We start from the raw sequence: 12,726 nt of genomic DNA on the forward strand, positions 1-12,726 counted from the left end.
ATTTAACAAATCCCAAAACAAAAAACCCCTCTCAATTAAGAGAAGGGCTTTTAACAATGGAGGAGTACCACTTAGGGGGTAGTACAATAATATAATTATCGCCAAACGAATACATTTATATTCACCCCCTTCCTCAAGTTGGTGAAAACGGCCTTACGTGACATTGAAAATTGACGCCTTAGTCGTTCCCACTCTGCCCTTCCATTACTTTTTTGCTTTGTTCCATGACCTTTCTTAAATCCTTCTTCAATAAGACGTTTTATTATAGCGGCTCTTTAATGGTTTCGAATGGAAAATAGCGTTTTATCTCCTTTGATCGGAGTGTCGTGATTGGCAATATATAAACGGATTCAAATGATTAAACGGATGGATGGTCCTATCTTTTGAATTATGGATGCCTCTTACACTATTTAATTTTCACCATGTTTCTGATATGCTTTTATCAATTGAAATAAGAAAGGTGTAGTTACAATGTTAAAGGAATTCAGGGAATTTATTACCAAAGGAAACGTTCTCGATCTTGCGATAGCTGTAGTAATGGGTGCTGCTTTTGGAAAGATCGTTTCATCACTAGTAGATAATATTATCACACCGCTAATTGGAATTTTATTAGGTGGGGTCAATTTTTCTTCGTTATCTATCACAGTTGGAAAAGCAGTTGTTCAATACGGTAAATTTGTCCAATCTGTGATTGATTTCTTGATCATTTCATTTGCGATTTTCATGTTTATGAAGATAGCGAATTCTCTTATTAGAAAAAAACAAGCGAACGAGGAAGAGGTATTGGAAGCGGTACCGGCATCCGAGCAATATTTAAAGGAAATCCGTGATCTTTTACAAAAAAATTCACGGCAGGATGAAACATCATAAGTATAATACTGAATCAGTAAAAGTGTAGAAATAGCCAAAAATTCACTAAAGAATTAGATAAAGCCCCTCTCTTAATTGAGAGGGGCTTTTTAATGTCATAATGAACTACGTATCCGTTACTATAACAAGATAGGCGACACTTATTAAATAACCGTGTGTCGGAATTCGAAAAGCAAAGTGACAGTAATGTTGGCAATCATAAGAGGCTCTCTATCAACCCAATAGCAAGTATTAGCTGGAACCGCTGTAATAATTTTTATTATATGAACAGAATTATACAACACCCCTGCTTCTACATATTATTTATCGGCAATATTTATCCCGTAAGGCAAGGGTATACTTAACCGATTGTACTGTACCTTTTTCTTGATCTTCAATCATTTGTTCTAAAAGTTCTTTTGGAGGATAATAGTAATCTAATGGTTTAATGACACTTAAATCATATGGAGGTTGTTCGACTTTGAAAGCTCCTTCTCCAACCGCAAACACTCCGCCAGCACCAAGCTCTCTCTTAAAATTGATGGCATATGGAAAACACATTTCAACGTTGATTCTAGTTAGGGTAGATTTCTCAACAAGTATTTTAAAACACTCTTCTGTATCAATATTGCCTGTCCCTACTGGTACTCCACATACCCTATAATCCTCGCCATCATGAATGATAATATGATCTTTAAAATGGGTTGTGAATGCATATGGCGCTAATTTTCTTACAGCTTCAACTGGATCCTCCCATGCCATCATTCCGTTGCCCACATCACAATGAGCGCTAACCCAAGGGTTGTTGACTTCATTTATTATTTGAATAACCTCATCTGTTAACTCTTCCTCATGATTTTCCACAGCTAGTTTTATCCTATATTTCTCTAATAATGGTACAATTTGTTTGATATCTCCTGGTGCTTTTTTCAATCTTTCCGGATCATACTCTCCTAAGCATGTATACGTACGAATCACATCCGCTCCGATTCTATGTGCTGCCTTAATGACTTCTTTTAGATGTTCCGGATCGCTTCCATTTGTGTCTATTTCAGCGAAAAATCCATACTTTTGAATTTCTTTTCTTACTCTCTCTAAATATTCCGGCTCAAATGATTCTAATGTACCCCATCCTGACAACCCTGGCCATGGAACAATATTGATCATGACTCCGTCTAATCCCAATTCAGCTGTTTTTCTGATAAAACCGAAAATATCCATTCGACCCGTAATAAATTGCAAGTGATAGCTTTCTGTTTCTAATCCAATTTTCATTTTTTCCCCACCTTTAATTAAGCATTTAGTTTTTTTTTTGTGAATTTGGTTGATTTTTTTTGTTTACGATTTTAACTAAGCTGCTTATAATAAAACTTTTGACACCTTCTATTCCTGGTGATTGATTCAAAATGCTTCCATATAGAATAAATGCAAACATGGAAGGGGCATATCCAACTAAGCAGTCTGCTATAGAAACTGTTGCACCGCTTACATAACATTTTGGTTAATTTGCTAATCAATTTGAGAATTTATAGAAGAAAACACTTCTTTACCTATGGACCCTAAATAGAATGACTCCCACACCTTACGGGAGTCAACTATTTGTCTAAAAATTAAGGTCGTTTTTTTTTTAAGTTTAATGTCAAGAAGTGATTTTGATTCCTATAGCCCCTGCAATGATACACATAATGAATAGGTTTAATCTTAAACTTCTAGGTTCATTAAAGAAAATCATTCCTGCTAAAACACTTCCAACAGAGCCGATACTTGTCCATATTGCATAGGCAGTCCCGACTTGAAGAGAAGTTAATGACAAGGATAGAAAATAAAAGCTTAAACTCCCCAAAAAAAGACACGCTACAGAGGGGAGCAATTTTTTAAAGCCGTCTGCACGTTTCAGGCTTATAACACTACCGATTTCGGCAAATCCGGCAATAATAAGAAAAAACCAAGCCATTGAATCATCCCCTATATCAGTTCATTTCCTTTAATGTTTAGGCTCTGCTGGATTGACTTTTATTCCAATCATCCCCAATATCATTAAAGCCATAAAAAATACTTTCAGTGGATTAATGGTCTCACCCAAAAAAAGCATCCCAGTTACTACAGTTCCCACCGTTCCCAATCCAGTGAAAATGGCGTAACCAGTTCCTAAGGGTATTGAATGTAAAGCTTTTGAAAGTAAAAAGAAACTAAAGATTATAATAACTACCGTAACAATACTAGGTATAATTTTGGTGAATCCGTGTGAATATTTAAGACCGATCACCCAGACAATTTCCAAAAGTCCTGCCATTATGATATATATCCATGCCATTTTATCGCTCTCCCCTTTGGCATTGACACTTATTTTTGAACCACGAAGTTCTCCATATATCGATGAATCGCATAAGCTACCCCATTTTCATCATTTTTAAGGGTTGTCGTTGTACAAGCATTTTTTATGACATCTTTTGCATTTCCCATCGCTACGCTGTATCCAACTTTCTGAAACATGGATAAATCATTGTTGCTGTCCCCGATTGCCATAGCCTTATCTAATGAGCCATTCATCAAGAAAGCCAATTTTTCAAGGGCAATTCCTTTTGAAGCTCTTTTACTGGTAATTTCAATGTTATGATCAGCAGATGAAACGACCATCAACTCACCAAAATTTTCGAATTGGTTCCAGGCTTCCTCTAATTTATTTTCATCAAAAGAACATGCTAAAATGTTATAGAATTCTTCCTCCTGTTTTAAGATATCATTATAGTTTTCAACTAAAACATATCCAAACTGGTCAAATTGCCTTTCCGCTATTTCAACTAATTCTTTCATATCTGGATTCAAATCTGCGCTTTTCAAACTTTTAATCTCATTATGGAACTGTTCTCTTCCTTTTTTAAGAGTATAGATGGCTTTATCAGTGAACACTTCGTAATAATAATTCCGTTCATCTAACCATTGGAGAATAGATTCAACACGATCTTTAGTTATCGTAATAGAAGAAATGCACTTTGCGCTTTTTGAATGAATGGTTGCGCCATTTGTCCCGATTACAAATGGGGATATCCCGGCTTTTTCACAAATTGTTTGAACGTCAAAATAAGCCCGTCCTGTTGAAATAACTACTTCAAAGCCTCTATTTTGGGCATATTGAATCGCCTTTATATTTTCTTCACTAATTTCATTCTTGTCGTTTAATAATGTTCCGTCTAAATCTATCGCAATGAAACTCATGCTATATAGCTCCTTTTCTCATTCTATCTATTAAATTTTCTTTCTAGCTTTTTTTCTGCTATCAACAAAAATCTATTCAAAAAGAGAGTACTCCCTCTTCCATCTCGATATATCCTTTTATGGGCTATGCTTGAATCCAATTGACTTCCTCTAATTTAGAATCATTTCTCCATTCCTCTGGAAATGGTTGCTCGCAGACAATCACATCTACTTTTTCTAGAGGACAAACTTTACAAAAGGTGTCGACACCAATTTTAGAGTAATCCGTTAGCAATATGACGTGCTTTGATACCTCGACCATTTTGCGTGAAACTAATGTTTCACGTAAATGATAATTACTAACGCCACTTTGAATGGAAACGCCACCAGCTGAAATGAACGCTTTATCAATATTAAATTGATTTAACATTTGTTCAGTGAGACCCCCGCATATGGATTGATGCTTTGGATCAATTTGTCCTCCAAGTAATAGAATTTGTCCTGTAAATTTATTTTGATTGAGCAATTCAGTCAACACAGACGACACAGGAAGAGAATTGGTTAAAATCGTAATGTCTTTTTTATTTTCAATACACTGGGCAAATTCAAGCATGGTTGTACCTACATCAATGGCAATCACATCTCCATTGGAAATGAGTTCCACCGCTTTTTTCCCAACCTTGATTTTCGCTTCTTGATTCACCGTTGTACGCTGTGTAAATGGAGGCTCCTCAAATTCAAAGACTGTTTTAATCGCTCCACCGTAAACCCTCTTTAACAGTCCTTTTTCCTCTAATATCATCAAATCGCGTCGAATCGTTTCCTCTGAAACATTAAATAGATCTACTAATTCTATAACTTTTACTTTTCCCATTTTGTTAAGTTCTTTTAAAATTTCATTCTTTCTTTCTTCAGGCAAAACAGACATATTTCTCCCCCTAAATCATCAATACTTTATAAAATAATGCATTCTTTCTTCGGTACAAGAATTTGAACGCGTGCTCCTTGCTCAAACATTTCCCCACGGTGGTGAAGATAGTCTACATGAAAAGCGCACTCCTCTGTTTCTACTTCATACCTTAAAACATTACCTGCCATGGAAACATCTTTAATAAATCCTTTAATCCCCCAATTCTCTTGTAAGTCCAAACTGTCCTCACCAACAGAAACTAATTGTAAAACTTCTGGACGAATGGCAACTTCATTCCCTTTTAATTCTTTGGTGCGAACAAGTTTTCGGAAAACTTCCATATTACAGACATTATAATTCCCGATAAATTTTGCAACAAATGTATTGACTGGAGAAGTATAAATTTCTGAAGGAGAACCGGATTGTACAACTTGTCCTTTATTCATGACAAAAATTCGATCAGACATCGTCATTGCCTCTTCCTGATCATGTGTAACAAAAATAGTTGTGATATCTAATTCTTTCTGTATTCTCTTTAATTCTTTTTGCAAACTTTTTCTAATTTTAGCATCTAATGCGCTTAACGGCTCATCCAGAAGCAGTACTTTTGGCTCCATGACAAGCGCGCGGGCAAGAGCAACCCTCTGCTGTTGTCCACCAGATAACTGATGAGGATAAGACTCTTCTTTTCCTATTAAATCAACCATATCAATCATATTTTTCACTTTTGACTTAAGATTTTTCACCTTTTTCATTTTAAGGCCGTAAGCGATATTATCAAAAACATTCATATTCGGGAAAAGCGCATAAGACTGAAACACCATACCGACTTCACGCTGACGCGGTGATAAATCAGTAATATCTTTTCCATCAATTAAGATTCTTCCTACATCAACGTCTTCAAGTCCCGCAATGGAACGTAATAATGTACTTTTTCCACACCCGCTTTGCCCAAGAAGTGTAGCAAATTCACCTTTTTTTAATGTTAAAGAAATATTATTTAAAACTAATTGATTGTCATATCCCTTAGTCACTTGTTCGATGGTTACAAAGCTCATTAGTTTTCACCTTCTAAAGTAGTATTTTATGACGGTATTTTTCTAAAAAAAATGAAGGAATTCGCTTCTTATTTTGACCCGACAGGATTTCTTTTGTTTCTAAACGTAAGCTTTAATACAGTCCCCGTTAAAAGTAAAATCATTGAATAATAGGTTATAACAATTGCACTTGTTAAGTGACCACTGCTGTTTAGTTTGTCGGATAGATAAATTTGAAGGGTTTCGAATCGGCCCCCGACAAGCAAATTGGCAAAAGCAAACTCACTAAATAAAAGAGAGACAGATAATAAGGTAGACACTAAAATTCCAGATATAATATTTGGAAACACCACCGTACGAAAGGCTTGGAATTTTGTGGCACCGAGTAATTCAGCTGCATCAACAAGTTGTACAGCATTAAGCGTACGAAGACTGTTACGAATTCCTTGATACATAAATGGTAGAATGGTTATGAAATAAGCACCAATTAAAATCCAAGGTGTTCCGGCAATTTGAATCGGTCCAGCAGAATACAGCTTGATTAATCCAACGGCTCCAACAATCGGAGGAACTCCATAAGGAAGCATGGCTGCGGCTTGGAGTAATCCTTCCCATTTACTGAAATATACCGTGATAATAAAAATTGTCGGAAGCATAATAACAACACTAAGACCTACAGACATGACAATTAAAAACAGTGTTCGTCGGAAAGCATCATAAAACCGTTCATCTTGAAACAATTCAATATACCATTTCAGCGTATAACTCTCAGGTAAAATCGTATGATCCCATTTACCAGCAATCGAGAATAAAAGTGTTCCTACAAGCGGAATTAATAAATATATAACTAGTAATCCAACAAACAATTTATGAAATGTCAATGAAGACTTCATCGTAAATCCCTCCTAACTCTACGCATCATTCGTTCATTGAACCACATCGCCCCTATCATGGTCGTTGCTAGAAGGACTCCCAATGCACTACCTAGCTGCGGCTTTAATGCAACATCACTAGCAACTAGAGAAGCAATTTGCAATGACAATATGTTATAGTTGCTGCCGACCAATGCATAGGCTGTTGCGTAGGCTCCCATCGCATTAGCAAACAAAATACTGAATGTACCTACAATACTAGGTAAAAGAACTGGAACCCCTATCCGAAGCCAAAATGAAAATGTTGACCCTCCTAATAATGAAGATGCTTCTTTCCATTGTTGCCTAATTCCTTGATAAGACGGGTAAATGAGCATAACGGCAAGCGGAATTTGAAAATAAATATAAACAAGAATGAGGCCTGTCCAGGAATATAAATTAAAATCTGCAAACAGGTCCCAACCAATCTTGGCAAATAGCAACGTAAACAACCCATTGTTTCCAAGTAAGATAATATATGAAAATGAAAGGGGAATCCCTTCAAAGTTCGACGTCATATTGGTAACCATCAGTAGTCGGTTTTGTATTTTTTGAGAGAACTTTGTAAACGAATAGGCTGCAATGACTGCTACAATCACAGAAGTTATAGCAGAAAACAAGGAAATGACCAGGCTATTTTTAATGGCTTGTAAGTAAAATTCACTTTTGAATATGGTTAAGTATTGATCAATCGTAACTTGAATTCCATCATCTGCATAAAAACTATTTTTAATCATTGCCACTAATGGTCCTATCTCAAATCCAATCACAAACATAATAAATGGCAGTAAAAGAGCTAATAAGTAAATTTTTTGTTTTTTTATTTTTCGCAAGACTTCTCGCTCCTCTATGTTCTCTAACAATAATGTTTTTACAGGGTGACTTTTCCTTTCAGACCTGGAAATTGATATGAAATCATTTTATCGGACGGCTCAATATTTAATAGTTCACAAACGAGCGGTGCAAAAGCTAATTGCGAAACCACTTCACCATAAATGCCAGGCTCAACTTTTGGACTAATGATAAAGAGCGGTACATCACGTTCACCATCAGTTATGCCGCCATGGTTGCCATATTCACTCATGCCATGATCCGATGTAATTAATATGTGGTAACCTTCTTTGATCCAAATTGGCAATAGTTGTGCCAACAAGCTTCCCATTTTTAGGGTTTGCTCACGATATTCTTTTGATTCCGAGCCAAAAATTTCTCCTTTTACATCTACACCGAGCGGATGAATATATAAAAAGTGAGGGTCATACTTTCTACGTAAAGCTTCTGCATCCATTAACACATGGCTATCTGGATAGTCATCGTCCCAATAAAATTTTCCGTATTGAATTGGATTGGATTCATCTTCTTGCTCACGGTCTTCAATAAAATGGAATGGCGCACGATTATAAAGTTCGCTTACCCAGTAATAGGACACTGTTCCGTTTCTTAACCCGTTTTCTTTCGTAAGATGAAAGAGACTTTTCTCAGTAGATAAACGAACGGCTTGATTGGACGTAATCCCATTTATTGAAGCCGGCGTACCTGTTAACAACACTTCATATAATGGACGGGAAAGACTTGGAAGCTCCGACTTAACTTTGTAAAGTGACGCTTGATTCGTTTCGACTAAATGCTGAATAAATCCCAGCGCTTCGCATGCTTTATCGTATCTCATACCATCAACAACGATTGCTATTACTTTATTTGACATGGACTAACACCTCTTCTTGCCAAATCTGAGGTAAATTTTTAGCCGTTTCTTCCCAAGCTTTGTAATCTTCAATTGGTTTTGCATTTTTGTACTGTTCTTCTGGAACCATTTTTTCAGCTACTTCTTTCGGAAGTTCTACATCGCGAATTGGACGGGCAAATCCTTTAGCTAAATTAATTTGTCCTTCATCGCTTAAGATATATTCTCTAGTTGCCATCGCCGCATGCGGATGCTTGGCAAATTTGTTAATAATGGTTGCGTAGCCGCTTACGACTGAACCTTCACTTGGAATGATCACTTCAAATTGATCGCGGTTAATTTGGTCAGCGTAACCAAGAGCATTGAAATCCCAAACAAGGGCAACTTCCACTTCCCCTTTTTCGATGTTAGCCGGCTTGGCATCAGTCAAGCTAAGGCGGCCTTGCTTGGCAAGCTTCGCAAAATAGTCAATTCCCGGTTGGAGATTTGTTTCATCACCGCCGTAAGCAATAGCGGCAGCAAGTACGGCCATTTGATTCTGTGTACCACGCTGGACATCTCCAACTGTTACTTTATAATCCCCTTTTAATATGTCATCCCAAGATTTAGGCGGGTTTTCTACTAATTCTTTATTAGTAAAGAATGCAATCGTTCCTTGGTAGCCAACAACCCAATCTCCATTGTCATCTTTTGCCCACTCAGGTACCTGGTCCCAATAGGAAGTTTTATATGGCATCGTTAATTCTTTTTGTTCCGCGATTGGCCCAAAGGAAATCCCTACATCGCCGATATCGGCTGTTGCATTCTCTCCTTCAGATTCCATTTTGGCAATCTCTTCGGCACTGGACAAATCTGTATCATTGTGTTCCAATGAATATTTATTCATCACTTCATTCCAAGTTTCTCCCCAGTTAGCCCATGAATCAGGCATACCGACACTATTAATAGTCCCCTCTTCTTTTGCCTTTGTTTCAATTTCTTTCAAGGTTAACGAACTTGGATCCTTAACCACTGAAGCAGCCTCCTCATTAGTAGCTCCACAAGCAGCTAATCCCAGTACACTCACCCCTAATATCAAAGCTTGAATAGACTTGTAACAATTCTTCTTGAATGTGCGATTCATAAAAAGTGCCTCCATTTAGTGTGGAATCTTTAATGTTTATTACTGTTTATTACGGTTTAATCATAATCAGAAAACATTAATCCCACATAAACCAAATGTTAAGATTTTGTAAACCTGCTCTTTATTTCTCCAACTCATCAGCTTTTATTTTCATTAGCATTAACAACAGTCCGCAAACAGGACCAAGTAAAGACAAGTCTATAAAAGAGAATGTGAAAAATTTTCATTAAAAACATATCATCCTTTTCCCCTTCTTTTTAGCTCGCCGTTAACAAAACTCCATATTAGCTAAATACCTTTTCATGCAAAAAAACTCTCTTGATACAAGAGAGTTTTACATAGATCTTATTAAACAGATAGAATTATCAATGTTTGTCTATAAATAATAATTGGTATCCCGCTTCCTCCCTAACTCTTCACCTGAGACGACTCTCTGATAAACCTTAATTTTTGAATTTTTTTGCAAAATCTCCATAAGGGTGAAGTAGATTCAACGACTGTTCAAAAAAAATTCAAATGAATAAACGCCAATAAAGCGCTCCAAAAATGGAGCGCTTTATTAGCGTTTATCTACCCAAGCACTTTAATCATTGCGTCCCCCTAGCCACTACCCGAGGAAGGGACTGAAATTCCTATAACATGGAATGTTGTATTCATTACATATTCTATCGTGGTCTATTTCAAAATATTTAAAATCCTTCCAACCATACGTAGAAACCTATTAGAAAGCTTAGATAAATTGAGCTGAAACCACGGTATTTCAAATTTTCATAGCTTTTTGAAGACAAAGATTTTTGCTTGATTAATTATAACCATTTTCTTTATTCCAATCACCATTACAACTGCTGAAGCAAGATCTTAATTTTCCTCTCTCCTTACATTTACATTTATTAATATAAGGAGGAGGCTCATTTTAGGTTTTCTTTATTTATTTTCACTTTTAAACTTTATGAATTTCATTCTATTGAAGGAGAAAATTTTAGAATACGTAACATTCGATCAATCTTCAAAAGGATGCAATTACATTGATTCATAGTCTTTTATTTCAAATTCATTTAAGGGCCGATTAATCGACTTACTCAATTTTTTAATAAGCTCTTGGTAATCCTTAGTATCATTTGGATCAATACCTTCTCTGACGTTTAGTATCTCGTATCGGTCATACTGTTCTGGAATAAGTTTTCCGTCTACATGGATATAAAGCCTATATTTAATCCTCAGATTCATATTACCATCTCCTTTACTATCAGTTCGATATAGGGAGCTATTTTCCTGCAAGAAAAAATGCCTATATGTGATGCTCCATTAGCTATTCATTTAATAATCAATGTTCGTAGTTCGTACTATCTCTTATTTTTATACATTTTACATTTATGTTGAGCACATATATCGGGAGAATCTTCAGGAGGAATTGTTATATATATTAGAGAACAACATATTAATGAATATACTGGATTGAATTCACCTGTATACTTTTGTTCTCACTGCATAAATTGTTCAAAACGAAAAAACTAGTGTATATGGAGGTTTTTTAAATGAATCACCCCGAGCAAGAAATGTATAACTATCACGCGTGGGCAAATGGAGTCATCATCGATCGGTTAAATGAACTTCCACAGCACATTTACCATAAGGAAATTCAGACTGGTTTTTCGTCGGTATCAAAAGTGTTGTCTCATATTTATCTCACAGATTTTGCGTGGTTTGACATTATCTCAGGTAAAAGTATGAATGAAGCAATGGCATCTTCTAATCAATTAAAAGAAGCGGTGGAAAAGAAAAGTATTGAGGAAATGAAAAAAATATTTATAGACTTATACGAAAGAAACAAAGTACTTCTGAGTACAGAGGATATGGAAAAGGTAATTGTCGTGGATAACCCCTATGCCGGATTGCTTGAAACTACCATTTCCGAATCGGTATTACACATTGTCACTCACGGATCATATCATCGTGGCAATATAGCTACCATGTTACGGCAAATGGGGCACACTTCCGTTATGCAAGATTTTGGCCTTTATCTTTATGTAAAATAAAACACCAAACTATACCCGATTCCTGATTAAGGAGATTAATAGATGGATGAACTAGTTGGCTCTTGTGTTCGCTGTGCAAGTGATGTATATTGTACGGCTGGTTTCCTGAACGGCATTCTGTTAGATAACAAGAAAATCTTATGTTTTAATTGTAAGGATATTTTAAATGCGATGACCGAAGAAGAAAGATTGGAGGAGGAAAATCAAAACTAGATATTTAAATAGGTCATGCCAAATTATTGGCATGACCTATTTTGCCCGATGAACGGTCAGATTGACCTTGTTGGTTTCACACATGAAGGTTGAGAGATGCACAGGTTCGTCGTTTGCATCGAAAGCAATCTTCACTATTCTAAATAAATTTGCTCCAATATCGCATTCTAAATATTTAGCATAGATTTTTGTAGCACCAATCACGTCTATAATTTTATCGTTACTGACTATTTCTGTATGGTAATCTTCCAAAAGGATCTTATAAGTTGATTCATCCCTTGCAATCTTCTTTTCTAAATCCGGAAAACGAAGTAACGAATAATGAGCGGTATCGTAGAAAAGCGGACGCTCATCTACATACATGAGTCGCTCAAGTTCGAGAACGGGGCTTCCTTCTTCAATGAGGAGATGACCTGCAACTTCTTTTGGTGCGGCTATGACCTCACTTCGTAAAATCCGGGAATTCGGTATCTTCCCCAGCTGATGACTAAACTCTGAGAATCCACTTATGGATAACAACTCATTATGAAACTTATTAGATGCAACAAAGGTACCCCTGCGCGGAATACGTGTCAGTGTTCCATCCTTCACCAATTCCTCTATTGCTTTTCGTATGGTAATGCGGCTAACGTTATAAGTTTCACAAAGCTCTGCTTCGGTTGGGATCTGTTCATCTGGTTTGTATTTACCGTTCTGAATATCATTCTTCAACATTTGCCTTATTTGCATATATAGTGGCTGGGGGGTTGAAGGATTTAAATTCATATT

15 protein-coding genes are annotated in these 12,726 nt (G+C 36.3%); 3 read left to right on the forward strand and 12 right to left on the reverse strand.

The features are described 5' to 3' along the window. Nucleotides 1-471 precede the first annotated feature (471 nt). Nucleotides 472-870, forward strand: coding sequence for a large conductance mechanosensitive channel protein MscL (mscL, locus tag ACSR9O_RS21675; protein WP_491725077.1), 399 nt, complete (start codon nt 472-474; stop codon nt 868-870). Between the two features lie 303 nt (nt 871-1,173). Here mscL and ACSR9O_RS21680 read toward each other — a convergent pair whose 3' ends face one another. The 11 genes from ACSR9O_RS21680 to ACSR9O_RS21730 form a co-directional block, all read right to left on the reverse strand. Then, nucleotides 1,174-2,124, reverse strand: a complete 951-nt coding sequence (locus ACSR9O_RS21680) for a sugar phosphate isomerase/epimerase family protein (RefSeq protein ID WP_230178323.1) — start codon at nt 2,122-2,124, stop codon at nt 1,174-1,176. Nucleotides 2,125-2,488: 364 nt separating this feature from the next. Beyond that, nucleotides 2,489-2,803, reverse strand: a complete 315-nt coding sequence (locus ACSR9O_RS21685) for a DMT family transporter (RefSeq protein ID WP_101221541.1) — start codon at nt 2,801-2,803, stop codon at nt 2,489-2,491. Nucleotides 2,804-2,833: 30 nt separating this feature from the next. Next, entirely contained in the window at nt 2,834-3,163 is a 330-nt protein-coding gene (locus ACSR9O_RS21690; RefSeq protein WP_101221540.1) for a DMT family transporter, read from the reverse strand. Between the two features lie 29 nt (nt 3,164-3,192). Further along, entirely contained in the window at nt 3,193-4,065 is an 873-nt protein-coding gene (locus ACSR9O_RS21695) for a Cof-type HAD-IIB family hydrolase (protein WP_230178322.1), read from the reverse strand. A gap of 124 nt (nt 4,066-4,189) precedes the next feature. Continuing rightward, nucleotides 4,190-4,972 carry a DeoR/GlpR family DNA-binding transcription regulator gene (locus ACSR9O_RS21700; RefSeq protein WP_230178321.1) on the reverse strand — a complete coding sequence of 261 codons (783 nt, stop codon included), beginning with the start codon at nt 4,970-4,972 and terminating at the stop codon, nt 4,190-4,192. 26 nt (nt 4,973-4,998) lie between these two features. Continuing rightward, a complete protein-coding gene (locus tag ACSR9O_RS21705; protein ID WP_491725078.1) occupies nt 4,999-6,012 on the reverse strand; it encodes an ABC transporter ATP-binding protein in 1,014 nt (337 codons plus the stop codon). A 68-nt stretch (nt 6,013-6,080) separates the two neighbouring features. Further along, the gene (locus ACSR9O_RS21710; protein ID WP_034313149.1) at nt 6,081-6,884 is read right to left on the reverse strand and encodes an ABC transporter permease; all 804 of its coding nucleotides are present in this window, start codon (nt 6,882-6,884) and stop codon (nt 6,081-6,083) included. Further along, entirely contained in the window at nt 6,881-7,735 is an 855-nt protein-coding gene (locus ACSR9O_RS21715; protein WP_098936008.1) for an ABC transporter permease, read from the reverse strand. Before ACSR9O_RS21715 ends, ACSR9O_RS21710 begins: the two co-directional genes overlap by 4 nt. Nucleotides 7,736-7,773: 38 nt before the next feature. After that, nucleotides 7,774-8,607, reverse strand: a complete 834-nt coding sequence (locus ACSR9O_RS21720; RefSeq protein ID WP_491725079.1) for an alkaline phosphatase family protein — start codon at nt 8,605-8,607, stop codon at nt 7,774-7,776. After that, a complete protein-coding gene (locus ACSR9O_RS21725) occupies nt 8,597-9,709 on the reverse strand; it encodes an ABC transporter substrate-binding protein (protein WP_491725080.1) in 1,113 nt (370 codons plus the stop codon). The genes ACSR9O_RS21720 and ACSR9O_RS21725 overlap by 11 nt, the downstream gene beginning before the upstream one ends. A 1,020-nt stretch (nt 9,710-10,729) precedes the next feature. Next, nucleotides 10,730-10,936 carry a hypothetical protein gene (locus tag ACSR9O_RS21730; protein WP_101221533.1) on the reverse strand — a complete coding sequence of 69 codons (207 nt, stop codon included), beginning with the start codon at nt 10,934-10,936 and terminating at the stop codon, nt 10,730-10,732. Between the two features lie 308 nt (nt 10,937-11,244). Here ACSR9O_RS21730 and ACSR9O_RS21735 point away from each other — a divergent pair, with 308 nt between their 5' ends. Then, nucleotides 11,245-11,745 (forward strand): DinB family protein, encoded by a 501-nt coding sequence (locus ACSR9O_RS21735; RefSeq protein ID WP_491725081.1) that lies wholly within the window; start codon nt 11,245-11,247, stop codon nt 11,743-11,745. 42 nt (nt 11,746-11,787) lie between these two features. Beyond that, nucleotides 11,788-11,958: a hypothetical protein gene (locus ACSR9O_RS21740; RefSeq protein WP_434169180.1), complete on the forward strand. Its 171-nt coding sequence runs from the start codon at nt 11,788-11,790 to the stop codon at nt 11,956-11,958. Nucleotides 11,959-11,994: 36 nt separating this feature from the next. Here the strand turns inward: ACSR9O_RS21740 and ACSR9O_RS21745 are convergent, their stop codons facing one another. Beyond that, entirely contained in the window at nt 11,995-12,723 is a 729-nt protein-coding gene (locus ACSR9O_RS21745; protein WP_434169179.1) for a GntR family transcriptional regulator, read from the reverse strand. Nucleotides 12,724-12,726: the final 3 nt, after the last annotated feature.

Source organism: Peribacillus sp. B65, assembly GCF_058513295.1.

Excerpts from the sequence above, each read along its gene's own strand:
- mscL (WP_491725077.1), top strand. The coding sequence starts at position 472 with ATGTTAAAGGAATTCAGGGAATTTATTACCAAAGGAAACGTTCTCGAT.
- ACSR9O_RS21680 (WP_230178323.1), bottom strand. The coding sequence starts at position 2,124 with ATGAAAATTGGATTAGAAACAGAAAGCTATCACTTGCAATTTATTACG.
- ACSR9O_RS21685 (WP_101221541.1), bottom strand. The coding sequence starts at position 2,803 with ATGGCTTGGTTTTTTCTTATTATTGCCGGATTTGCCGAAATCGGTAGT.
- ACSR9O_RS21690 (WP_101221540.1), bottom strand. The coding sequence starts at position 3,163 with ATGGCATGGATATATATCATAATGGCAGGACTTTTGGAAATTGTCTGG.
- ACSR9O_RS21695 (WP_230178322.1), bottom strand. The coding sequence starts at position 4,065 with ATGAGTTTCATTGCGATAGATTTAGACGGAACATTATTAAACGACAAG.
- ACSR9O_RS21700 (WP_230178321.1), bottom strand. The coding sequence starts at position 4,972 with ATGTCTGTTTTGCCTGAAGAAAGAAAGAATGAAATTTTAAAAGAACTT.
- ACSR9O_RS21705 (WP_491725078.1), bottom strand. The coding sequence starts at position 6,012 with ATGAGCTTTGTAACCATCGAACAAGTGACTAAGGGATATGACAATCAA.
- ACSR9O_RS21710 (WP_034313149.1), bottom strand. The coding sequence starts at position 6,884 with ATGAAGTCTTCATTGACATTTCATAAATTGTTTGTTGGATTACTAGTT.
- ACSR9O_RS21720 (WP_491725079.1), bottom strand. The coding sequence starts at position 8,607 with ATGTCAAATAAAGTAATAGCAATCGTTGTTGATGGTATGAGATACGAT.
- ACSR9O_RS21725 (WP_491725080.1), bottom strand. The coding sequence starts at position 9,709 with ATGAATCGCACATTCAAGAAGAATTGTTACAAGTCTATTCAAGCTTTG.
- ACSR9O_RS21730 (WP_101221533.1), bottom strand. The coding sequence starts at position 10,936 with ATGAATCTGAGGATTAAATATAGGCTTTATATCCATGTAGACGGAAAA.
- ACSR9O_RS21735 (WP_491725081.1), top strand. The coding sequence starts at position 11,245 with ATGAATCACCCCGAGCAAGAAATGTATAACTATCACGCGTGGGCAAAT.
- ACSR9O_RS21740 (WP_434169180.1), top strand. The coding sequence starts at position 11,788 with ATGGATGAACTAGTTGGCTCTTGTGTTCGCTGTGCAAGTGATGTATAT.
- ACSR9O_RS21745 (WP_434169179.1), bottom strand. The coding sequence starts at position 12,723 with ATGAATTTAAATCCTTCAACCCCCCAGCCACTATATATGCAAATAAGG.